20 protein-coding genes are annotated in these 23,299 nt (G+C 64.6%); 12 read left to right on the top strand and 8 right to left on the bottom strand.

Annotation, left to right across the window (positions count from 1 at the left end; all coding sequences use genetic code 11):
• Positions 1–19 precede the first annotated feature (19 nt).
• Positions 20–412 (top strand): hypothetical protein, encoded by a 393-nt coding sequence (locus ACS3WA_RS10990; RefSeq protein WP_438278563.1) that lies wholly within the window; start codon positions 20–22, stop codon positions 410–412.
• A 19-nt stretch (positions 413–431) separates the two neighbouring features.
• Here the strand turns inward: ACS3WA_RS10990 and ACS3WA_RS10985 are convergent, their stop codons facing one another.
• Both ACS3WA_RS10985 and ACS3WA_RS10980 read right to left on the bottom strand, forming a co-directional pair.
• Entirely contained in the window at positions 432–971 is a 540-nt protein-coding gene (locus ACS3WA_RS10985) for an adenine phosphoribosyltransferase (RefSeq protein ID WP_438278562.1), read from the bottom strand.
• 181 nt (positions 972–1,152) lie between these two features.
• Positions 1,153–3,315, bottom strand: a complete 2,163-nt coding sequence (locus ACS3WA_RS10980; RefSeq protein ID WP_438278561.1) for an anthranilate synthase component I — start codon at positions 3,313–3,315, stop codon at positions 1,153–1,155.
• Between the two features lie 371 nt (positions 3,316–3,686).
• Here ACS3WA_RS10980 and ACS3WA_RS10975 point away from each other — a divergent pair, with 371 nt between their 5' ends.
• Positions 3,687–4,184, top strand: a complete 498-nt coding sequence (locus ACS3WA_RS10975) for a YbhB/YbcL family Raf kinase inhibitor-like protein (RefSeq protein ID WP_438278560.1) — start codon at positions 3,687–3,689, stop codon at positions 4,182–4,184.
• A gap of 227 nt (positions 4,185–4,411) precedes the next feature.
• Here the strand turns inward: ACS3WA_RS10975 and ACS3WA_RS10970 are convergent, their stop codons facing one another.
• Together ACS3WA_RS10970 and petA are read right to left on the bottom strand one after the other, a co-directional pair.
• Entirely contained in the window at positions 4,412–6,472 is a 2,061-nt protein-coding gene (locus ACS3WA_RS10970) for a cytochrome c1 (protein ID WP_438278559.1), read from the bottom strand.
• Positions 6,473–6,523: 51 nt separating this feature from the next.
• Positions 6,524–7,051, bottom strand: coding sequence for a ubiquinol-cytochrome c reductase iron-sulfur subunit (gene petA / locus ACS3WA_RS10965; RefSeq protein ID WP_438278558.1), 528 nt, complete (start codon positions 7,049–7,051; stop codon positions 6,524–6,526).
• 188 nt (positions 7,052–7,239) lie between these two features.
• Between petA and ACS3WA_RS10960 the strand changes: the two genes are divergently transcribed.
• The 4 genes from ACS3WA_RS10960 to hemF all read left to right on the top strand — a co-directional run bounded on the left by ACS3WA_RS10960 (position 7,240) and on the right by hemF (position 9,922).
• Positions 7,240–7,707, top strand: coding sequence for a tRNA (cytidine(34)-2'-O)-methyltransferase (locus ACS3WA_RS10960; RefSeq protein WP_438278557.1), 468 nt, complete (start codon positions 7,240–7,242; stop codon positions 7,705–7,707).
• Positions 7,704–8,336 carry a 7-carboxy-7-deazaguanine synthase gene (gene queE, locus ACS3WA_RS10955; RefSeq protein ID WP_438278556.1) on the top strand — a complete coding sequence of 211 codons (633 nt, stop codon included), beginning with the start codon at positions 7,704–7,706 and terminating at the stop codon, positions 8,334–8,336. Before ACS3WA_RS10960 ends, queE begins: the two co-directional genes overlap by 4 nt.
• Before the next feature lie 196 nt (positions 8,337–8,532).
• Positions 8,533–8,898, top strand: a complete 366-nt coding sequence (locus tag ACS3WA_RS10950) for a 6-pyruvoyl trahydropterin synthase family protein (protein ID WP_438278555.1) — start codon at positions 8,533–8,535, stop codon at positions 8,896–8,898.
• Between the two features lie 139 nt (positions 8,899–9,037).
• Positions 9,038–9,922 (top strand): oxygen-dependent coproporphyrinogen oxidase, encoded by an 885-nt coding sequence (gene hemF / locus ACS3WA_RS10945; protein WP_438278554.1) that lies wholly within the window; start codon positions 9,038–9,040, stop codon positions 9,920–9,922.
• A gap of 21 nt (positions 9,923–9,943) precedes the next feature.
• Here the strand turns inward: hemF and ACS3WA_RS10940 are convergent, their stop codons facing one another.
• From ACS3WA_RS10940 to ACS3WA_RS10925, 4 genes are read right to left on the bottom strand one after another with little or no spacing between them, the layout of a single operon-like run.
• Positions 9,944–11,200, bottom strand: a complete 1,257-nt coding sequence (locus ACS3WA_RS10940) for a CCA tRNA nucleotidyltransferase (RefSeq protein ID WP_438278553.1) — start codon at positions 11,198–11,200, stop codon at positions 9,944–9,946.
• Positions 11,197–11,460, bottom strand: coding sequence for a DUF6111 family protein (locus ACS3WA_RS10935; protein ID WP_412771904.1), 264 nt, complete (start codon positions 11,458–11,460; stop codon positions 11,197–11,199). Before ACS3WA_RS10935 ends, ACS3WA_RS10940 begins: the two co-directional genes overlap by 4 nt.
• Positions 11,457–12,131 carry a CoA pyrophosphatase gene (locus ACS3WA_RS10930; protein ID WP_438278552.1) on the bottom strand — a complete coding sequence of 225 codons (675 nt, stop codon included), beginning with the start codon at positions 12,129–12,131 and terminating at the stop codon, positions 11,457–11,459. The genes ACS3WA_RS10935 and ACS3WA_RS10930 overlap by 4 nt, the downstream gene beginning before the upstream one ends.
• Complete coding sequence (locus ACS3WA_RS10925; RefSeq protein ID WP_438278551.1) at positions 12,128–12,733, bottom strand: DUF1285 domain-containing protein; 606 nt, start codon at positions 12,731–12,733, stop codon at positions 12,128–12,130. Before ACS3WA_RS10925 ends, ACS3WA_RS10930 begins: the two co-directional genes overlap by 4 nt.
• Before the next feature lie 372 nt (positions 12,734–13,105).
• Between ACS3WA_RS10925 and ACS3WA_RS10920 the strand changes: the two genes are divergently transcribed.
• The 6 genes from ACS3WA_RS10920 to ACS3WA_RS10895 all read left to right on the top strand — a co-directional run bounded on the left by ACS3WA_RS10920 (position 13,106) and on the right by ACS3WA_RS10895 (position 23,176).
• Positions 13,106–14,116: an AAA family ATPase gene (locus tag ACS3WA_RS10920; protein ID WP_438278550.1), complete on the top strand. Its 1,011-nt coding sequence runs from the start codon at positions 13,106–13,108 to the stop codon at positions 14,114–14,116.
• On the top strand, positions 14,116–15,057 hold the full coding sequence (locus ACS3WA_RS10915; RefSeq protein WP_438278549.1) for a DUF58 domain-containing protein: 942 nt from the start codon (positions 14,116–14,118) through the stop codon (positions 15,055–15,057). Before ACS3WA_RS10920 ends, ACS3WA_RS10915 begins: the two co-directional genes overlap by 1 nt.
• Complete coding sequence (locus tag ACS3WA_RS10910; RefSeq protein WP_438278694.1) at positions 15,057–17,867, top strand: DUF4159 domain-containing protein; 2,811 nt, start codon at positions 15,057–15,059, stop codon at positions 17,865–17,867. The genes ACS3WA_RS10915 and ACS3WA_RS10910 overlap by 1 nt, the downstream gene beginning before the upstream one ends.
• A gap of 145 nt (positions 17,868–18,012) precedes the next feature.
• Positions 18,013–20,076, top strand: a complete 2,064-nt coding sequence (locus ACS3WA_RS10905; protein WP_438278548.1) for a hypothetical protein — start codon at positions 18,013–18,015, stop codon at positions 20,074–20,076.
• 213 nt (positions 20,077–20,289) lie between these two features.
• Entirely contained in the window at positions 20,290–20,706 is a 417-nt protein-coding gene (locus ACS3WA_RS10900; protein ID WP_438278547.1) for a DUF2946 family protein, read from the top strand.
• A gap of 127 nt (positions 20,707–20,833) precedes the next feature.
• Positions 20,834–23,176 carry a TonB-dependent receptor gene (locus ACS3WA_RS10895; protein ID WP_438278546.1) on the top strand — a complete coding sequence of 781 codons (2,343 nt, stop codon included), beginning with the start codon at positions 20,834–20,836 and terminating at the stop codon, positions 23,174–23,176.
• Positions 23,177–23,299 lie beyond the last annotated feature (123 nt).

Genomic DNA, 23,299 nt, shown 5'->3' with positions numbered 1-23,299 from the left:
CTCGCGGAGGTGGCGGAATATGAAAAAAGAAGTCTTAGCATTTGCGACAGTGCTTGGGGTTTTCTGCGGTCTATCCGCCTCCTTCGGACAAGGGCGCGTTGATATCGTACAAATCTACTCAAACTTCCTCGCCAGTCGCGTGGCCGCTCTAGGCTGCAATGCTGTGGACAAGGCAACGGAACCGAAATTCCTGTCAAACCTACACGCCGTTACGATAAGAGCGATTCAAGCCCTAAAAGAGCGCAATCAAAATTTGAGCGACGCAGACTTGTCGGCAAAAATGATTGCCGCCCAGAAAGCCACACAAGCTGCGGTAAAAGGTGAAATTGCTCAAAACGGCTGTTCATCCAAACGCATCACGGCATTATTGAAATTGTATAAAATGCATTCGGAAATGTCTTTGGGCGGCTGAATCCGAAGGACCGCACTTGTCAATGCCCGCCGAACGCCATCAGCGTCCGAACCGGAACATCCATCGCGCGCAGCTTGGCGGCGCCGCCGAGGTCCGGCAGGTCGATGATGAAGCAGGCAGCGACCACATTGGCGCCGATCTGGCGCAGCAACTTCACCGCGCCCTCCGCCGTGCCCCCGGTGGCGATCAGGTCGTCGACCAGAATGACACGCTCGTCCTTCGCGATGGCGTCGACGTGCATTTCCATTTCATCGGTACCATATTCGAGCGCGTAGGCCATCCGCACTGTCTGATGCGGCAGCTTGCCCTTCTTGCGGATCGGCACGAAGCCGGCCGAGACCTGATGCGCCACCGCACCGCCAAGAATGAAACCCCGCGCCTCGATGCCGGCGACCTTGTCGATCTTCGAGCCGGCCCATGGATGCACGAGCTGATCGACCGCGCGGCGGAACGCGCGTGCGTCGCCGAGCAGCGTGGTGATGTCGCGGAACATGATCCCCGGCTTCGGATAATCCGGAATCGTGCGAACGGAAGCCTGCAGATCGTCTTCGAAGGTCATTCATGTTTTCCTATCAACGAATCGTGCGTCATGCCCGTGCTTGTCACGGGGCATCCACGTCTTCGCTGTGTTGGATGCCGGACAGACGTGGATGGCCGGGACCATAGGCGTTCGATAGAACGCCGTTCTTCGAACGGCTATGCCCGGCCATGACGATCAATACAAATGACCGACGCTCTCTTCATGCCATTCCCTTCCCCAACCGGAACGCATTCTCCACAATCCGCAGGCCGACCTCGCCGCCGAGCGACATCAGCGATTCGGGATGAAACTGCACGCCGCCGACCGGCAGCGTCCTGTGCTCGATCGCCATCGGCACGCCGTCGTCGGTGGTCGCCGTCACCTCCAGCACGTCGGGCATGCTCTCGCGCTCGACATACAGCGAATGATAGCGGCCGATCACGATCTCGTTCGGCAGATTGCGCATCAAGCGTCCGCCGCGATTCTGCACGCGTGAGGGGCGGCCATGCGCCGGCTGCGCGAGCTGACCGAGCCGGCCGCCGAAATACTCGCCGATTCCCTGCACGCCGAGGCAGACGCCGAATACCGGAAGTTTCTTCTCCAGCGCGGTGCCGATGGTTTTCGCCATGCCGAAATCGTCCGGCCTGCCGGGACCGGGCGACAGCACCAGCAGGTCGTAATTCTGCGTGTTCAGCATGTCCTGGGCGTGGACGTAACGCACCACGGTGACGCGCGCGCCGACCTGACGGAAATAATCCGCCAGCATGTGGACGAAGCTGTCGTCGTGATCGATCAGCAGCACGCGCTTGCCGGAGCCGGTCGCGTCCGGCGCGACCGCCGAGAGCGGCTTCGGCGCGTCGCCGCGCAATGCCTGGAACAGCGCGGCCGCCTTGGTCTGGCATTCGCGGTCCTCAAGCTCCGCCTTGCTGTCGAACAGGCAGGTCGCGCCGACGCGCACCTCGGCCAGCCCGTCCTTCATGCGGATGGTGCGGATGGTCAGGCCGGTATTGATCGAGCCATCGAACCCGACGACGCCGAACGCGCCGGCATACCAGCGCCGCGCCGATCGCTCGTTGTCCTCGACGAACTGCATCGCCCACTTCTTGGGCGCGCCGGTCACCGTCACCGCCCAGGCGTGGGTGAGAAACGCATCGAGCGCGTCGAAGCCGGGCCGCAAAATGCCCTCGACGTGATCGACGGTGTGAAACAGCTTCGAGTAGGTCTCGATCTGACGTCGCGCCAGCACCTTGATCGTTCCCGGCATGCAGATGCGCGCCTTGTCGTTGCGATCGACGTCGGTGCACATGTTGAGCTCGAACTCGTCCTTCTCCGAGTTGAGCAATTCGCGGATCTGCTCGGCGTCGCCGATGGCGTCGGCGCCGCGCGCAATGGTGCCGGAGATCGGACAGGTCTCGATCCGGCGGCCGTCACTGCGTACGAACATTTCCGGCGAAGCGGAAACCAGGAATTCGCCGTCGCCGAGATTGACGAGACCGCCATAGGGCGACGGATTGATCCGGCACAGCCGCTGAAACACCTCGGCCGGCGAGCGTTCGCAGGGTTCGGCGAACAACTGCCCGGGCACCGCCTCGAACAGGTCGCCGCGCGCGAACGCGGCGCGCGCCGTCTCCACCGTGGCCTGATATTCGCCGGGAGCGTGATCGGTGAAACCCTGCCGTCCCCTCCTGGCGTAGACGCTTTCGGGCGTGTCGTGCGGCAGGCCCGCGGTCGTGCGGCCATTCCACGCGAAATCGTAGGACAGCACGACGCCGCGGCCGGTGGCGCGGTCGTAGGCCAGCAAACGATCGGGCACGAACAGCACGATGTCGCGCTGGTCGGCCTCGCGCGCGCGCTTCTGCACCAGATCTTCCATCTGGAACACGAGGTCGTAGGCAAACGCGCCGTAAAGCCCGAGCGTGGGATCGGCGTCTGATGCGAACGCCGCCACCAGCGCGCGCACCAGCGACATCACGCTGGCGCGCCGGGTGCGCTGATCCTCCTCCACCGGCGCGTCGCCGCGCAGGATGTGGCCGGCGATGCGGAGCGCGGTGCTTTCGGAGACCACCACAAAAGGCTCGCTCAGCGCCTGGTCCAGAAAGGCGATCAGCACCTCGCCGCGGGCATTGGTGGCCTCGATGGAAAAATTCAGACCCGTGGTTTCGATCCTGAGCGGCGGATCCGCGAAACCGAGGTCGAAACTCTCATAGCGTCCCGGCACCGTGGTGCCCGACGACAGCACCAGGCCACGGCGGCGGTCGAGCAGGTCGATCAGGTCGTCGAGCCGCCTGCCGCCGGTAAAATGCTCGATCGACCGGCTGACGGCGAGACCGCCGGCGGTCGCGTACTCGCTCTGCGCGGGAAGGGAAAAGACGGTCCTGTTCATGGAGTCCTCTTACGAGACCTGAGGAAGAAGCGCCACACAGGACAAACGAAAAAGGCCGTCGTTTCTGCATGACGGCCTTCGACGATCGGAATTGAAACAAAATCGCACCGGCCACCTTAGAAGGTGGGCCACCAGAGACGGAACGGGCGGACGGTGCTGGTCATGGCCGCGAAATCATCATTCCGATGGTGCGATGTCAAGAGCGTTCGGGACGATCACCTTTGTCATGCCATCCATCTTCAAAGCGGACGGATTGCCGGCGTCATGGGCGAGCGAAACGACGGCGTTCCTTGAATGGCTATGCCTGAAGCGTTTCCGTCAAAACATGAAATGCTCTAGATTCCCGTTCATCCTAAAACCGGGAGAAAAACATGGCGTTCAAGGTCGTGAGCGACAGTTTCAAGGACGGCGACTACCTCGCCAAGGATCATATCCTGTCGGCGGATTTCGGTCACGGCTGCGCGGGCGGCAACCGGTCGCCGCACCTGCGCTGGAGCGGCGCTCCGGCAGGTACCAGGAGTTTCGCCGTGACCTGTTACGATCCGGACGCGCCGACCGGCAGCGGCTTCTGGCACTGGGTCGTCATCAATATCCCGCCATCGGTGACGGAACTTGCGCTCGACGCCGGCAATCCCGACAGCGGCAAGCTTCCGAGGGGGGCGCTGCAGAGCCGCACCGACTTCGGCTCCGCGTGCTATGGCGGTCCCTGCCCGCCCGAAGGGGATCATCCGCACCGCTATTTCTTCACCGTGCACGCAGTGGGAGGCAACATCAACGCCACCGCCGACACCTCAGCGGCGGTGATCGGGTTCCAGCTTCACTTCAACACGCTGGCGAAATCGGCGGTGATGGGCCTGTTCAAGCGCTGATTGCTGGGCCGAACCTGTGTCCCGGGCGCGATGCGGCGTGCAACGCCGCTTCGCAGAACCGGGATCGCATCAGACACCGCCTTCGTAACGGTCCGGGATCAGCGATGCACCGCTTGCGCGGCATCGCGTCGGGGACACGGCACCTCAATAATAAAAAGCCCCGGCCAAGGCCGGGGCTGCTTTGCAGGAACTTTTGGTCTCGCCTCGGCAGTTAATCCGGCTGCGCCTCAATGCGCGTCGGCCCACACCGCCCTCTTGGTGAAGTAGAGCAGTCCGGCAAAGATGACCATGAAAATCATGACCTGCAAGCCGATCCGCTTGCGTTCCTCCAGCTTCGGCTCGGCGGCCCACATCAGGAAGGCGGCCACATCCGTCGCATATTGATCGACCTTCTGCGGCGTCCCGTCGCTGTAGGATATCTGATCGTCCGACAGCGGGTTCGGCATCTTCATCGCATGACCGGGGAAGTACTTGTTGTAGAACGAACCATCCGGCAGCGTGAAGCCATGCGGCGGGGAATCCTCGAAGCCGGTCAGGATGGCGTGGATGTAGTTCGGGCCTTTTTCCTGGAACTGCGTAAAGGCATCGAAAATGAACTGCGGAAAACCGCGCTCATAGCCCCGCGCCTTGGCCATCAGCGAGAGATCGGGGGGCGCTGCGCCGCCATTGGCTACGCGGGCGGCGTTCTCGTTCGGAAACGGCGCCGGAAACTTGTCGGCGATACGTCCCGGCCGCTCGAACATCTCGCCGGCGTCGTTCGGACCGTCCTTGACCTGGATTTCGGCAGCCAGCGCCGTGGCCTGAGCCACCGTGAAGCCCGGACCGCCCGGATCAGTCAGGTTGCGATAATGCACGAGGTTCATCGAATGGCATGCCGAGCAGACCTCCTTGTAGACCTTGTAGCCGCGCTGCAACTGGGCCTGATCGAATCTGCCAAGCGGGCCCGCGAACGACCAGTTCAGCGACGGGGGATTCGGCGAATGCTCGGCCGCCATAGCCCTGGAACCGCTATCCCATACCAATAGCCCCGCGACGGCAAACACCGCCGCGAGCGAGGCCACGACGCCTTTCTTCCCCAGCACGTCATCCGCGATCGAATTGGGCAGGGGACGTGGCTTCTCGATGCGGCTCAGGATCGGCAGCACGATCAGGAAATAGGCGAAATAGCACCCCGTCAGGATACGCCCGGCAATGACGTAGACGCCTTCCGGCGGCTTCGCTCCGAGATAGCCGAGGCCGAGACAGACACCGACGAAGATCCAGAAGAACTGCTTGGCGAGCGGACGATAGCGAAGCGAGCGGGTCTTGGCGGAATCGAGCCAGGGCAGGAAGGCCAGCACCAGGATGGCACTGAACATCGCCACGACCCCCGCGAGCTTGTTCGGGATCGAACGCAGGATCGCGTAGAACGGCAGGTAGTACCATTCCGGCACGATGTGCGCGGGCGTCACACCCGGATTGGCGGGGATGTAGTTGTCGGGATCGCCGAGATAGTTCGGGATGTAGAAGATGAACCAGCAATAGAACAGGATGAAACAGGACAGGCCGAACCCGTCCTTGATGGTTGCGTAAGGCGTGAACGGCACCGTGTCCTTCGGCGTCTTGGGCTCGACGCCGGTCGGATTGTTCTGGCCGGCGACATGCAGCGCCCAGACATGCAGCACGACCACGCCCGCGATCACGAACGGCAGCAGGTAGTGCAGCGAGAAGAAGCGGTTCAGCGTCGGATTGCCGACCGAATAGCCGCCCCACAGCAGGGTCACGATGCTTTCGCCGAAATAGGGAATGGCGGAAAACAGGTTGGTGATGACGGTCGCGCCCCAGAAGCTCATCTGGCCCCACGGCAGCACGTAGCCCATGAAGCCGGTCGCCATCATCAGCAGGTAGATGATGACGCCGAGGATCCAGAGGACTTCGCGCGGTTCCTTATAGGAGCCGTAATACAGGCCGCGAAGCATGTGGATATAGACGGCGATGAAGAACATCGAGGCGCCGTTGGAATGGAGATAACGCAGCAGCCAGCCGTAATCGACGTCGCGGACGATGGCTTCCACCGAGTTGAAAGCGAGGTCGGCCTGGGGCGTGTAATGCATCGCCAGGATGACGCCGGTGATGATCTGCACCCCCAGCATGAACGAGAGGATGCCGCCGAACGTCCACCAGTAATTCAGGTTGCGCGGCGTCGGATAGGCGACGAACGAGGAATGGACAAGGCCGAAGATCGGCAGTCTCCGCTCGATCCATTTAATGAAGGAATTTTGCGGCTGGTAGGTGGAGGGTCCGCTCATGATGCGATCCTGAGGAATGAAACGACGCGTTCGGTTCGGGTCTTTTCGGCCTTATCCGATCTTGATCTTGCTATCGGAAAGGAAGGCGTAAGGCGGAATGGCAAGATTGAGAGGGGCCGGGCCCTGACGGATGCGGCCCGAGGAATCGTATTGCGAACCATGGCACGGACAGAAAAATCCGTCGTAGTTGCCTTCATGTGCGATCGGGATGCAGCCGAGATGGGTGCAGATGCCGATCACGACGAGCCACTGGTCGTGGCCTTCCTTGACGCGGGCCGAATCCGGCTGCGGATCGGGCAGGCTCGATACGTTGACCGACTGGGCTTCCTTAATCTGCTTGGCGGTGCGGTGCATGATGTAAATCGGCTTGCCGCGCCAGAACACCTTGATGTCCTGCCCGTCGGCGATCGGGGAGAGATCGACCTCGATGGGCGCGCCAGCGGCGACCGTGGAAGCATCCGGGTTCAATTGGGCCACCAGCGGCCACGCCGCGGCTGCCGCGCCCACGGCGGCGACGGCGCCGGTTGCTACGAAAAGGAAATCACGGCGGCTATGTCCTGCCGAAGACGACGTCGTCACGATTCCAACCCCTTCTTATTCGCTGCCGATCTTGTTGCTATAGGTGTAACCACTCCAGGGATGCATCTTGCGAGCGGCCGTTCTATTGGCATCGTCGCCGAGTGAGCGCAAGTGCGCTATCGATCACATTATTGCACTGCAACGAACCGCCGGCTGCCGCGAAGTCCCGTCATGAAAGCCCAGAGGTGATGCGGATCGCGCTTTTTCAACCCGACATCCCGCAGAACACCGGGACAATTCTGCGCCTGTGCGCCTGTCTCGATGTCGAGGCCCATATCATCGAGCCTGCCGGTTTTCCGGTCTCGGATCGCCATTTCCGCCGGGCGGGAATGGACTATCTCGACCAGGTCGCCATCGTGCGTCACGATTCCTGGCCGAACTTTCAGGAGTGGCGTAGCGGAGATGGCGGGCGGCTGGTGCTTTTCACCACCAAGGGAGCCCTGTCCTACCTGAATCATCGGTATTTTTCTACCGATATCCTGTTGTTCGGCCGCGAAAGCGCCGGTGTCCCGGACGCCGTCGCAGCAGCCGCGGACGCACGTCTGGTGATACCCGTAAAGTCAGGCTTACGCTCGCTGAATGTCGCCATTGCCACCGCCATGGCGGTAGGCGAGGCTCTTCGGCAAACCAGACCGGCGCCGGAAAGAACCTCGTGAGCTACGCAGTCAAAGAGATTTTTCTGACCCTGCAGGGCGAAGGCGCCCATGCGGGCCGAGCTGCGGTATTCTGTCGCTTCTCGGGCTGCAACCTGTGGAGCGGGCGTGAGGAAGACCGCGCTTCAGCCACCTGCCGGTTCTGCGACACGGATTTCGTGGGCACGGACGGGACGCTGGGCGGGCGCTACGCCACCGCCGACGCGCTGGCCGATACCGTCGCAGCGCAGTGGGCCGGACCGGCCGCCCAGCGCTACACGGTGTTGACGGGAGGAGAGCCGCTGTTGCAGGTGGACAAGGCATTGGTCGACGCGCTGCACGCCCGCGGCTTCGAGATCGGCATCGAAACCAACGGCACCATAGCACCGCCTGACGGCATCGATTGGCTGTGCGTCAGCCCCAAGGCCGGCGCCGATTTGCGCGTCACCAGGGGGCAGGAACTCAAGCTGGTCTATCCGCAGGCGGACGCCCGGCCCGAGGACTTCGCAGACCTCGCCTTCGAGCGTTTTTCGTTGCAGCCGATGGACGGGATTGACGCGGCCGGCAATACCGCGCGCGCCATCGACTATTGCCTGCGGCATCCGCAATGGCGGCTCAGCCTGCAGACGCACAAGACGCTTGGAATAAGGTAGGAATGGCAGAGCAGCCTCATCAACATTGCGCAGACGCAGCGACTCAATCCGTGCCCCGGACCACGCTGTCTGCAGCACCGTGACGCCCTGCTGATCCGGGGCTGTTATGAAGGGAGCGCTTGGAACGGTCCCGGTTCTGCGAAGCGGCATCGAAGATGCCGCATTACGTCCGGGGTATCAGGAGCAGGTTTGACGAATGTGGGAGTTGACGAAATCGTTCCGTTTCGAGGCTGCGCATGCGCTGCCTGGAACGACGTTGGGAAATGCGAGCATGGAAATCCACGGCCATTCCTTCCGCGCCGAGGTAAGCGTCCGCGGCACGCCCGAACCCGCCACCGGCATGGTGCTCGACCTCGGCCTGCTCGCACGCGGCATGGACGAGGTCCGGAGCAAGCTCGATCACCGGTTTCTCAACGACGTCGCGGGGCTAGGCCCGCCGACGCTGGAAAATCTGGCGCGCTTCATCTGGGACCATGTCCAGCACGCAGGACAAGTGACGCGCATCAGCGTGCATCGCGACAGTTGCGGCGAAAGCTGCACTTATTTCGGGCCTGGAAATTGAACCCCCGCTTGTCACTGCGGGCACCTTGGGTTTGCCTTCGGCAAGCGCGAACAATATTGGATTGCTTCATGGCTGTCGGGACGACGCTCCGCGTCGCCCTGAGTTCCTCGCAATGACAGAGTCTGTTAAGGAATTTGCAATGGACGCCTCCCTGGCCGAGAGCCGCAAGACCCGCGCTCGATCCTGGTTCGAGCAGTTGCGCGACGATATCTGCGCGGCCTTCGAAAAGCTGGAGGACGACGCGCCGGCGCAGCTCTATCCCGGCGAGGCCGGCCGCTTCGTGCGCACGCCGTGGGAACGCACCGACCACACCGGCCAACCAGGCGGGGGCGGCGTCATGTCGATGATGCACGGACGGCTGTTCGAGAAAGTCGGGGTGCATTGTTCGACCGTGTATGGCGAGTTCGCGCCGGAGTTTCGCGCGCAGATTCCGGGGGCCGAGGCAGATCCCAAATTCTGGGCCTCCGGCATCTCCCTGATTGCGCATATGCGCAATCCACATATCCCCGCTGTTCACATGAATACGCGCTTCGTGGTGACGACGAAGGCCTGGTTCGGCGGCGGCGGCGACCTGACGCCCGTGCTTGTGCGGCGGCGCACGCAGGCGGATGCCGACAGCGTCGCATTCCACGCGGCGATGAAGGCGGCATGCGATGCCCATGCGGTTGCCGACTATGACAAATATAAAACCTGGTGCGACGAGTATTTCTACCTGCCGCACCGCAAGGAAGCGCGCGGCATCGGCGGCATTTTCTACGACTGGCACGACAGCGGCGACTGGGATGCCGACCTTGCCTTCACGCAGGACGTCGGACGCGCGCTGCTCAAGGTCTACCCTGAACTCGTACGCCGCAACTTCAACACGTCATGGACCGCGGCCGACCGCGAGGAGCAGTTGATCCGGCGCGGAAGATACGCCGAATTCAATCTGCTCTACGACCGCGGCACCATTTTCGGGCTGAAGACCGGCGGCAACGTCGAGTCGATCCTGTCCTCGATGCCGCCCGAGGTGAAGTGGCCTTGACGAGCTATCTCGAGACCGCACTCACAGCCGGTGATCGCGCGTGAACCGCGCGACGGTCTGATCCGCAATCGCCGAAAGCTCCGCGGAATCGAGCGGGAAATCCGCAGCCAGCCAGGCATCTTCCGCGATCGTCAGGACATGGCCCAGCGCCGGCCCCGCCGCTATTCCGCGGGCGATGAAATCCTCCGCCTTCAATGGAAACGCGGGCGGCTGCCAGCGCTGCGGTAAGGTTGCGACATTTCGCCACGGCGCGGGATCGGCTCCGAGACCGGCCCGTGCCCAGGCCTGCATCAGCCGGTCGCGGAAGCGCGGCGCGCCGAGCCGGTAGATTCGCCGCCGCGCGGTCGCCTCGTCCATGCTGCCGAGCCGCCACCAGCGATGGCCCATCGAATCCAATTGCTTTGCTTCCACATTGGAGAGCCGCAGCCGCTGCGCGATCCGCCGGGCATCTTCGGTGACCGACACCGCAAGCGCAGCGAGCCGACGGACCGGATCCGGCGGGAGTTCCAGCGCATGCTCGGCGGCGATCATCGCCGTGAGCGGCCCGCGATAGGCGACACCGCCGAGGATAGCCAGCAGCAAGCCACCATCCTCCATCGCGATCAGCGCCTCCACGGCACCCTCCGCGACCAGCAGCTTCAGCATTTCCGCCCGCAGCCGTTCGGCCGACAACGTGGCAAGTCCGGCGCGGCCGCGGATGCAGGCGAGATAGCCGGCCCGGTCAGGCTCGCCTGCGCCATAGGCGGCATGGATGCGGAAGAATCGCAGAATACGCAGATAATCCTCGGCGATGCGCCGGTCCGGATCGCCGATGAAGCGCACCCGCCTCGCCGCGATGTCGTCGAGCCCGCCGACATGGTCGTGCACCGCCCCATCGCTGTCGACTGACAGGCCGTTGATGGTGAAATCGCGACGTTCGGCATCGCGCGCCCAGTCGCGGCCGAACGCGACCCTGGCCTTGCGGCCGAAGGTCTCGACGTCCTCCCGCAGCGTCGTGACCTCGAACGGCCGGCCCTCGACGACCAGCGTGACGGTGCCATGCTCGATCCCGGTCGGAATGCTCTTGATGCGGGCGGCGGCGGCGCGGCGGATCACCTCTTCGGGCGGCGCCGTGGTCGCGAAGTCGATCTCGCCGACCAGCAGTCCCATCAAGGCGTTGCGCACCGCTCCGCCGACGACGCGCCCCTCCTCGCCTTTTTCATTGAGCAGCGCAAGAACGCGCGCCGCGGGACCTGATTTCAGCCAGCCCGCTTCACGCAGCGAGCGGACCGTGTTCACCTCTCGGCTCCGGGTACGAGCCTGCCGTTCTCCATATGCGCCGGAATGTAGGTCGAATCCGGCGGCGCGCCCGAGAAATGCGCCAGCAGGATGAAACTGACGACGACCAGGACCAGCGCGGCAAGCGAGAGCCTCAAGACGATGTGCGCCGGCCACGACGCGGCGATCATGAAGTCCACACGATTAGCGATCAGATACGCAGCATAGATCGCGAACGGAACCAGGAAGATTCCGATCTCCATAAGAACCGGACGTATCATTTGAGATAGACTCGCTCATACAGCACGCGCAGGATACCGGCGGTAGCGCCCCAGATGTAACGCTCCTCGAACGGCATCTCGTAGAACGAGCGCATTCTGCCGCGGGATAGCTTCCAGCCCTGTTTGTGATTGTCCGGGTTCATCAGAAACGACAACGGCACTTCGAACGCCTCCTCCACTTCGCCCGCATTGAGGCGAAGGTCAAATCCAGGCTTCACCTGCGCCACCGTGGGCAGGATTCGAAAGCCGACGCTCGTGCCGTAGAGGTCAAGATAGCCGATCGGTTCGACGAAGTCGCGGGGAAGGCCGACCTCTTCCCACGCCTCTCGCAGCGCGGCATCGACCGGAGAGGCATCGGCGGCGTCGATCTTACCGCCGGGAAACGCAATCTCGTTGGCGTGATCGCTGAGATGGGCGGCGCGGCGCGTCAGCAACACGGTCGGCTCCTCGCGCGCCACCACCGGGATCAGCACCGCCGCAGCCCGCATCGGCTCGTCCCGGGCGATTTCCTGGAGCATGAAATCGCGGCCCTGATCACCGGTCGAGGGGGCAATGCCGGCGTCGGTCAGCCCGGGGGGGATGTCGAAGCGCAACCGCGCCCGCGCGCGGTTGAAAAAATCGCCGGAGCCGTCATCGGTCGCGGGGCCCGTCTCCTCCACCGGCACGTTCAACCTGCGTCCCTCACCTGCTCCGCATCCGCCATCGCAAAGAACTCTCCACCCGATTCGATACCGAACATCATCCGTCCATCGATCATTCGTTGCGCACCCATGTCAACAAGATCGTAATACAACGCCCGCGTCACCTTCGCCCAGAGGTCCGCCCGAACGTGAAGATAGGGCTTCAATCCGCCCTTCTCCGAGGGCTCGAAGCGCAACCGATGCCCGGAATCGCATGGCACCCAGTCGCCGACGTTGGTCCGGAACCGCAGCAGGCGACCGTTTTCGCCCCCCTCCTGAATCATCTCGACGGCGATAAACGGCGCGTCGTCGACGCGGATGCCGACCTTTTCCACCGGCGTCACCAGAAAGTGTTTGTCATCCTCCCGCTTCAGGATCGTGGAGAACAGCCGCACCAGCGCCGGCCGGCCGATCGGCGTTTTCATGTAAAACCAGGTGCCGTCGCCGGCGATTCGCAGGTCCAGATCGCCGCAAAACGGCGGATTCCACAGATGCACCGGGGGCAACCCCTTGCCGGTCGGGCCCGCGGCATCACGCGCCGCGGTCGCCAACCCGTCCAGCGTCCGGCTATCGGACCGCCCTTGCTTCGCCATGGTTTACCCCGACCTTGGTCGCCCTGTTCTGGCACAACGAGAGACGCAGGCCCACTCGTTTGGCGGTTCAGAAATTCGTTTCATCATGCCCGACGGGCAAGCGACGTTCTGAACCCAAACCATACCAGAGTTGCCAGTGGAGTGGATTTGACCTTCGCCAAGCCGTATTCGCAGCGCACGCGGCCAACTTCGAAAAATCCGGGCACGAACTGCGGTTCAATGCCGGAACCGGCAAGATACCCGCCAATTCGTGATCCGATGGCTCGAATATCCGGTATTGTGGCAAGAGTTTAATTCCAGGAATACACGGCGCTCGCATATGTTTGACGACATGACGACGCAAACGGCGCGGCCTCGCGCAAGGAGTGACGGATGGCTGTGGAAGCTGACAAGGGCGTCGAGAAGCTGGAAGACGTGATCGTCCGCTCGGCCGAGCAGGTCGCGGAGCAGATCCGTGCGGCGCGCGACGCGATTTCCACCGTGATCTTCGGTCAGCACCGGGTGGTCGAAAACACGTTGGTAACCATCCTGTCCGGTGGACACGCGCTCCTGATCGGCGTCCCCGGCCTTGCCAAGACCAAGCTCGTGGAGACGCTCGGCGTCACGCTCGGGCTCGACGCCAAGCGGGTTCAGTTCACGCCGGACCTGATGCCGTCGGACATCCTCGGCGCCGAGGTGCTGGACGAAAGCAGCGCCGGCAAGCGCTCGTTCCGCTTCATCGCCGGACCGGTATTCGCACAGCTCCTGATGGCGGATGAAATCAACCGCGCCAGCCCGCGCACGCAATCTGCGCTCTTGCAGGCGATGCAGGAGCAGCACATCACCGTTGCCGGCGCGCGTCACGACTTGCCGAAACCCTTTCACGTGCTGGCGACGCAAAATCCGCTGGAGCAGGAAGGCACCTATCCGCTGCCGGAAGCGCAGCTCGACCGTTTCCTGATGGAGATCGATGTCGACTACCCCGATCGCGACGCGGAACGGCGCATCCTGTTCGAGACCACCGGCGCCGAGGAAACCCTGGCGAAGGCCGCGATGAACGCCGATGTCGTGCTAGCCGCGCAGCGGCTGGTGCGACGGCTGCCGGTCGGCGACAGCGTGGTCGAGGCCATCCTGTCGCTGGTGCGCTCGGCGCGCCCCGGACCGGAAAGCGGCGACGTCGGAAAACTGATCGCATGGGGACCGGGCCCGCGCGCCAGCCAATCGCTGATGCTGGCGGTGCGCGCCCGCGCGCTGCTCGACGGGCGTCTTGCGCCCTCGATCGACGACGTGCTCGACCTCGCCGAGCCGGTGCTGAAACATCGCATGGCGCTGACGTTCTCGGCCCGCGCCGAGGGCCGCACCATTTCCGACGTGATCGGACAACTGAAAACGCGGATCGGTTGATGGTCGCAGCCGCCGAGCATGTCAGGCAGGAAATCGAAGCAGTCAGACGTGCCGACGGTGAAAGCCGCGCGCTGGCGGCGTCGCTGCCGCGTCTCGTGCTGGAAGCCCGTCGCATCGCCGCCAACGTGATCCATGGGCTGCACGGCCGCCGCCGCGCGGGTTCGGGCGAAAACTTCTGGCAGTATCGCCGCTTCATGTCCGGCGAACCGTCGCAGAATGTCGACTGGCGACGCTCCGCGCGCGACGATCATCTCTACGTCCGCGAGCGCGAATGGGAGGCCGCGCATACGGTCTGGCTCTGGCCCGACCGCTCGGCCTCGATGGCCTTTGCCTCCCGAGATGCGCGCGACAGCAAGCTCGAACGCGCCCTGATCGTGACCTTTGCACTCGCGGAGTTGCTGGTGGCCGGTGGCGAGCGTGTCGGCGTTCCCGGCCTGCTGAATCCCACCGCCAGCCGCAACGTCATCGACAGGATGGCGCAGGCGATGCTGCACGACGACCTCGCGCGCGCCAGCCTGCCGCCATCGTTCGTGCCGCCGGCGCGATCAGAGATCGTGGTGCTGTCCGACTTCTGGTCGCCGATCGCCGATATCAAGACCATGCTCGCCGGGCTGTCGGCCTCCGGCGCGCATGGCACGCTGCTGCAGGTGGTCGATCCCGCCGAGGAGACGTTCCCCTATTCGGGACGCGTCGAGTTCGTCGAACCCGAAGACGGGCGCGTCATCACCGCGGGCCGCGCCGAACGATGGTCTCGCGACTACGTCGCGCGCGTCGCGCTGCATCGCGACCAGATCCGCGAGGAAACCGACGCGCTCGGCTGGCTGTTCTCGACCCAGAGAACCGACCGCTCCGCCGCCGAATTGCTGCTGTTCCTTCATGCCGGCATGACCGCGGGCAAGAGCGGCACGGCGGGCTCCGTCAAAGCGGGGCACATGGCATGATGTCGGCGCTTCCACTGTCGTTCCTGCAGCCGCTGATGCTGCTCGGCCTGCTCAGCCTGCCGCTGCTGTGGTGGCTGTTGCGGGTGATGCCGCCACGACCGCGACGGATCGATTTTCCGCCGACGCGGCTCTTGTTCGATATCGCCGCGAAGGAAGAGACACCCTCGCGCACGCCGTGGTGGCTGACGGCCTTGCGGCTTGCGGCGGCGGCGCTGGTGATCTTCGCAGCCGCCGGACCGGTGTGGAATCCCAAAGCGGGCGCGGCGCGCTCGAGCGCGCCCTTGACGATCCTGCTCGACGACGGCTGGAGCGCCGCATCGAGTTGGGAAACGCGGATCCGGGCCGCGGACGAACTGATCACGGAGGCCGACCGCGATCAGCGCGGCGTCGCCATCGTTCCCTTGTCGGAGCCGGCGCATGACATCACGCTGATGCCGGCCGGCACTGCGCGCGTGGCGCTGCGCCAGCTCGCACCGAAACCCTTCGCCGTCGAGCGCGTCGAGACGCTGCCGGCGCTCGAGCGCTTCCTGAAGGCAACCGGCGACAGCAACATCGTGTGGCTGTCCGACGGCATCGACAGCGGACGCGGGGCGGACTTCGTCGACGGCCTTGGCAAGGTGATCGGCGAGCGTTCCCTGACCATCATCGAGGGCGGCGCGCCGCCGGCGCATGCGCTGACCGCAGCCGAAAATGCCGCCGCCAGAATGACAGTGAAGGTGTTGCGGGGCACCGCGAACGGTCCGCAAGCCGGGGTGGTCCGGGCGCTCGACCAGAAGGGCTCGCCGATCGGTGAGACGCGCTTCGCGTTTCCGCCGCAGGATCGCGAAACCGAAGCCGCGTTCGACCTGCCGCTGGAATTGCGCAACGACATCGCGCGGCTGGAAATCGCGGGCGAACGCTCCTCGGGCGCGGTGCAGTTGCTCGACAAGCGCTGGCGCCGCCGCGCCATCGGCGTGGTCAGCGGATCGAGCGCGGATACGGCGCAGCCGCTGCTCGCCTCGACGTTCTATCTGACGCGCGCGCTGGCGCCGTTCGCCGATGTGCGGCTCGGCGACAAGGGCGCGCCGCAGCAGGTCGTCACCCAGTTTCTGGATCAGAAGCTGCCGATGATCGTGATGGCCGACGTCGGCGCATTATCGCCGGAGCTGCGCCAGCGCATCGACGCCTGGCTCGACCGCGGCGGCGTGATGGTGCGGTTCGCGGGGCCGCGCCTGGCGCAGGCCGACGACGATCTGGTGCCGGTGAAATTGCGCCACGGCGGCCGCAGCCTCGGCGGCAGCATGACGTGGGAAAAGCCGCAACATCTCGCCGCCTTCGCCGCGGACGGGCCGTTCGCGGGCCTTGCGGTGCCAAACGACGTCACCGTCAGCCGGCAGGTGCTGGCCGAACCGGATGCGGCGCTGGCGGCGAAGAGCTGGGCTTCGCTCGTCGACGGAACGCCGCTCGTGACCGGCGAACGTCGCGGCAAAGGCCTGCTTGCACTGTTTCACGTGAGCGCCGACATGCGCTGGTCCGACCTGCCGATGTCGGGCACCTTCGTCGAGATGCTGCGGCGGATCGTCGATGCTTCCGGCTATACCGCCAACACCGGCAAGACCGACACCGACACAAAGGCTGAAACGGTTGCGCCGCTGCGGACGCTCGACGGCTTCGGCGCTTTCACGCCGCCGCCAGCTACCGCCAAACCCCTGCCGGTCAACTACCGCGGCCGTGGCACCGTCGAACATCCTCCCGGATTCTACGGACCGGCCGACGGCCCGATTGCGGTCAATACGCTGGCGGCCACCGACCGGATCGTGCCGCTGGATACTTCAACACTGACGGCGCGCCGGGCGAGCTTCACCAATGCCGAACCGCACGACATCCGCGGCATCCTGCTGTCAGCGGCGCTTGCACTGTTTCTGATCGACGCCGTCATCGTGGCGCTGCTTGGCGGCGGCCTCGCCATGCTGCTGCGTCGCCGCGCCGCCCCTGCCGCGCTGTTGCTCGCTCTGGCGCTGCCGACGATCGCAATGATGCCTTCGCCCGCGCGCGCCGACAGCGCGAAGGACGAATTCGCGATGAAGGCCACCTCGCAGACACGGCTGGCCTATGTCGTGACCGGCAATGCCGACGTCGACACCATCGTCAAAGCCGGGATGAGCGGGCTTACTTTGTTTCTGGCGCAGCGCACGGCGCTGGAAGCCGGCGATCCGGTCGGCATCGACCCGGCGCGCGACGAACTGGCGTTCTTCCCGCTGATCTACTGGCCGGTGGTGCCGGGCGCGCCGAAGCCATCGCAAAGCGCCCTCAACAAGATCGACGCCTACATGAAGCAAGGCGGAACGGTTCTGTTCGATACCCGCGATGCGATCGATGCGCTGCCGGGCGAGGACGACGAATCGCGAACGCCGGGGATGCAGGAACTGCGCACCATCCTTTCGTCGCTCGACATTCCCGAACTCGAGCCGGTGCCGCACGAGCATGTGCTGGCCAAGACGTTCTATCTGCTGCACGACTTTCCCGGCCGCTTCACCACCGGCCAGACCTGGGTGGAGGCGCTGCCGCGCGACGAGGACGACGACGCGGCGTCACGGCCGGCGCGTGGCGGCGACGGAGTCTCGCCGATCATCATCACCTCGAACGATCTCGCGGGCGCATGGGCGATGCGTCCCGACGGCCAGCCGATGCTGCCGCTCTCGCCGGGCGAGCCGCGGCAACGCGAATTCGCCTTCCGCGCGGGCGTGAACATCGTGATGTACACCCTGACCGGCAACTACAAGGCCGACCAGGTCCACGCGCCGGCGCTGATCGAACGGCTGGGGCAGTAGAGGCCAACATGAGCCGTTCATTCGTCATTACGAGCGAAGCGAAGCAATCCAGCGCCATGCGTGCAGGCTGGATTGCTTCGTCGCCTACGCTCCTCGCAATGACAGGAACTGCGGTGTGCAGGTTGTCGCGACGGAAGAATAGCGCATGACCTACGGCGTCGCCTTCACCCCGCTGGTTCCCGTTATCGTGCTATGGGTCGCGCTCGCCGCGATCATCGTTATCGCGGTGCTGCTCATGGTCGCCCGCGCGCGGGGCGCTGCGGTGCGCGTGGCCGCGCTGGCGCTGATCCTGCTCGCGCTCGCCAATCCGTCATTCACCCGCGAGGAGCGCGAACCGCTGTCGTCGGTGGCCGCCGTCATCGTCGACAAGAGCCCGAGCCAGAATTTCGGCGACCGCACCGACCAGACCGCGAAAGCGCGGGAGGCGCTGGTCGACCGCCTCAAGCAGATCAAGGGACTCGAGGTCCGCGTCGTCGATGCGGGCCAGGCGGACGGCGAGACCGACGGCACCAAGCTGTTCTCGGCGCTCTCCTCCACGCTGTCCGACGTGCCGACCGACCGCGTCGCCGGCGCGTTCCTGATCACCGACGGCCGCGTTCACGACATTCCGGACAATGTCGCCGCGCTCGGATTCAAGGCGCCGGTTCATGCCCTGATCACCGGCCACAAGGATGAGCGCGACCGCCGCGTCGCGATCGTGGCGGCGCCGCGTTTCGGCATTGTCGGCCAGAGCCAGACCATCACCTACCGGCTCGACGATCAGGGCGTCAGCGGCGAGCGGGCGAAAGTGACCGTGCGCCGCGACGGCGAGGTCATCAGCGAGCGCACCGTTCTGAGCGGGCAGACCGTCAATGTCGATGTCGACATCAAACACGCCGGACAGAACATCGTCGAGATCGAGGCCTCGCCTCTCGAGAACGAACTGACGCCGATCAACAACCGCGCCGTGGTGCCGATCGACGGTGTCCGCGACAAGCTGCGCGTGCTGCTGGTGTCGGGCGAGCCGCATTCGGGCGAACGCACCTGGCGCAACCTGCTCAAGTCGGACCCCAGCGTCGATCTGGTCCACTTCACGATCCTTCGTCCGCCGGAAAAGCAGGACGGCACGCCGATCAACGAACTGTCGCTGATCGCCTTTCCGACGCGCGAACTGTTCCAGCAGAAGATCAACGAATTCCAGTTGATCATCTTCGACCGCTACGCCCGTCAGGGCGTGCTGCCGACCGCCTATTTCGACAACATCGCGCGCTACGTGCGCGCGGGCGGCGCGGTGCTGGTCTCGGCCGGTCCCGATTACGCCTCGAACACCAGCATCTGGCGGACACCGCTGGACTCGGTGCTGCCCGCCGAGCCCGTCGGCGTCACCGAAAAGCCGTTTCACGCGCGGCTGAGCGATGCCGGCAAGCGCCATCCGGTCACCCGGGCGCTCGAAGGATCAGCGAACGATCCGCCGCACTGGAGCCGGTTTTTTCGCGAGGTCGATACCCGCAACGTTTCGGTGCCGCCGGTGATGACCGGCGCGGACGGCAAGCCGCTATTGTTGCTCTCGCGCTATGACGAGGGCCGCGTCGCGCTGCTGCTTTCCGATCACATCTGGCTGTGGGCGCGCGGCTACGAGGGCGGCGGTCCATATCTCGACCTGTTGCGGCGGACCGCCCACTGGCTGATGAAGCAGCCGGACCTCGACGAAGAGGCGCTGCGGCTCGAAGTCAACGGCAAGGACCTCATCGTGCAACGCCAGACCATGGCCGACAGCGTTACACCGGTCGTCGTGACGTCGCCTTCCGGCAAGAAACGCGAACTGACGCTGGATGCTTCCGAACCCGGCCTGTGGAAGGCGACATTGACAGCGGACGAACTCGGTTTGTGGCAGGCGACCGACGGCACGCTGAACGCGCTGGTCAATGTCGGCCCGGTCAATCCGAAGGAATTCTCCGAGGTGACGTCGACCGCCGACGAACTCAAGCCGCTGGCGCAGGCCAGCGGCGGCGATGCCCGGCGGATCGCGGACGGCTCAGGCATCGACGTCCCGCGCATCGTTCCTGTGCATGCCTCGAGCGTGTTTCGCGGCGACGGCTGGATGGGCGTGCGAATGCGCGACGCCAGCGTGGTGCGCGGCGTCGGCGTGCTGCCGGTGTTCGCCGGGCTGATCGGCCTGTTGCTGCTGCTCGGCGCCTTCGCCGCGACGTGGCTGCGCGAGGGGCGCTAAACCCGGCGCAACCGGCTTGACGCGGCGCGACCCGCATTCGCTCCCCGATACGCTCGACGACCGTGACCGCGATCCCACACTTTCCGGTCAATGACGTCGCCCGGGCTCGGCGCGGCAAACTCCGGTTGACATCCGCGGTCCAATGAGGCGATGTTACATTATAACATCTTGGGCGCGCCGAGGACAAATTCCGCGGCGGGGGCTTGTCACTGCATGAAGTGGTTCCGGTCGAACATCAAACATGGATCGCGGCTTGCGCTGCTCGCGCTTGCGATCCAGTTGGTGCTGTCGTTCGGACATCATCACGGCACTGCGGCGCTCGCGGCACCTGCGGTCGCGATGCAGCCGAGCGGCGCATCCACGCCTCTTGCGACCAAAGCCGCCGTCACCGAATCCGCCAGCGCGGCGGCCGAGAGTCCCGCAGGGCCCGCGACAGGTCATCATCAGGACAGCGACTTCTGTGCCATTTGCGCCGTCATGGCGCTCGCAGGTACGGTGCTGTTCACCGAGCCTCCGGTCTTGCTGCTGCCCGAGGCGTATCATTTCCTCTATCTGACCACCGACGCCGAGTTCAACCACATCAAGCCGCGGCACATCGTTTCACAGCCGCGCGCGCCTCCCTCCTCCTGACATCGATCACTCGGCGACGCCCGCGCGTTGGCGCAGCCGTTGCCGATGAGTTTTACCACTCGTCCATCGATTTCGACGGCCGCCGGCCCGCTACGGGTCAAATGTCGGCCACGTCAGGACTAAACAGATGTCAGTTTCTTCCAATCGTTTCCTGGCGATCGCGCGCCTCGGCGCAGTATCGCTTCCAGCCCTCGCCATGGCGATCCCCGATCAAGCCTCGGCTCAGACCGCCCTGCCCGGGATCGTGGTCAACGCCCCCAGTCCGATCGTGCACCGCGCGCGGCCTTCCCGGACCAAGCCCACGCACACGGTCCGCCGCGGCAGGACCTTTCCTCCATCCACCGCCGGGCAACCCGAAGTCGCCGCCGCGCCGACGCCGCCCTCGCCCCCTGCCGATCTGCCGGGCACGTTGCCCGTCGTGACAGATCAGTTCGCCACCGTGACCGTGGTCCCCAACGAAGAAATTCGGCGCAACGGAGCCGCGACGCTGGGCGACCTGCTCAACAACAAGCCGGGCATCACCGGCTCGTCGTTCGCGCCCGGCGCATCGAGCCGCCCCATCATTCGCGGACTCGACGTCAATCGCGTCGGCATCGTGGAAAACGGCGTCGGAAGCAACGGCGCGTCCGATCTCGGCGAGGACCATTTCGTGCCGATCGATCCGCTTTCGACCAATCAGGTCGAGGTGATCCGCGGCCCAGCCACGCTACGCTACGGTTCGACGGCGATCGGCGGCGTCGTCAGTGCTACCAATAACCGCATTCCCGAAACCACGCCGTGCGCGCTGCCGCTGACGACGCAGACCTATGGCTACGACGTCAAGGCGCCGCAATTCTCGACGCCCTCCGGCTGCGCAAGCTTTGAAACGCGGGGAGCGTTGTCCAGCGTGGACCAGGGTCGCGAAGGCGCGGTGCTGCTCGATGCGGGCGGCAACAACGTCGCAATTCACGCCGACGCCTTCGCGCGCCGGACCGAGGACTATGCGATCCCCGGCGGCGTGCAGAAGAACTCCGCAACCGACTCAAACGGAGGCTCGGTCGGCGGCTCGTACCTGTTCGACGGCGGTTTCGTTGGCGCCGCGATCACCCAGAACAACAGCCTGTATCATATTCCGGGCCGCGAGGGCGAAGAGGTCGGCACCCGGATCGACGCTCACCAGACCAAGTTCACCGCAAAAGGCGAATATCGCCCCGATGCGGCGGCAGTCGATGCCATCCGCTTCTGGGTCGGAGCAACCGACTACAGGCACAACGAACTCGGGCTTGCCGATGCGGCGGATCTGTCCAGCGACGGCGTCCGCCAGACCTTCACCAACAAGGAGCAGGAAGGCCGGATGGAAGTCCAGCTCGCTCCGTTCAACCTGCGTTTCGCCGCCCTGACGACCGCGATCGGCGTGCAGGCGTCACATCAGGACCTGACCGCGCCGAGTCCGGACGATCCGGGCAGCCCGCTCAACGGCCTGTGGGATCCGAACAGCAACGCAAAGCTCGCCGGCTACGTCTTCAACGAGTTCAAGTTCAGCGAGACGACCAAGGCGCAACTCGCTGGCCGGATCGAACACGTGAACCTCAGCGGTTCGACTCCCAGCGTCATCCCCGAACTGTTCGATCTCACCACTGATCCAGGCGCGATCGGCGCGGCAATGCCGCGGGCGCTGAACTTCACGCCGGCAAGCGCCAGCGTCGGCCTGATCCAGGACCTGCCCTGGAATCTGGTGGCCAGCCTGACCGGACAATACGTCCAGCGCGCGCCGAAGCCGGCCGAACTGTTCTCACGCGGCGCGCACGATGCGACAGAAACCTTCGACATCGGCAATCCAAACCTCGGCATCGAGACCGCGAAGTCGATCGAGGCGGGATTGCGCCGCGCGGCCGGACCGCTGCGTTTTGAACTGACCGGCTATTACACGCGGTTCAACGGCTTCATCTACCGGCGCCTGACCGGCAACACCTGCGACGAGACGGGATGCGCAGCCGGGCCGGGTCTGGAATTGAACCAGGCCGTCTATTCCCAGACCGATGCCGTTTTCCGTGGCGGCGAATTCCAGTTTCAATATGACGTCCTTCCCGTCTGGAACGGCCTGTTCGGCATCGAAGGGCAGTACGATATTGTTCGCGCGACCTTCACGGACGGCTCCAACGTGCCGCGAATTCCGCCGCAGCGCGCGGGCGGCGGCATCTACTACCACGACGCCAACTGGCTGGCGCGCATCAACCTGCTCCACGCCTTCGCGCAGAATGACGTCAGCGGCGTGGAGACGCCGACCCCCGGCTACAATCGGCTGCGCGCCGAGATCAGCTACACGACCATTCTCGCCAAAAACGATTGGTGGGGAGCGCAGCAGGTGACCGTCGGTCTGGTCGGAGATAATCTGCTGAATGAGCAGATGCGCAACGCCGTCGCCTACAACAAGGACGAGGTGTTGCTGCCCGGGCTGAACGTGCGGCTGTTTGCGAACGTGAAGTATTGAGTTCGTCTTGTTCATGGCCAGATTTATTCCGGCCATCCACGCCTTTTCGTTTTCTACTTAAGTTAGCTAAAGGCGTGGATACCCGTGACAAGCAGGGCCATGGCGGCAGCAACAAACGGCAGA

It is taken from the genome of Nitrobacter sp. (assembly GCF_051535235.1).
Taxonomy (GTDB): Bacteria; Pseudomonadota; Alphaproteobacteria; order Rhizobiales; family Xanthobacteraceae; genus Nitrobacter.
Note: the sequence above shows the minus strand (reverse complement) of the source record. Positions and strands in the feature narration are given on the sequence as shown.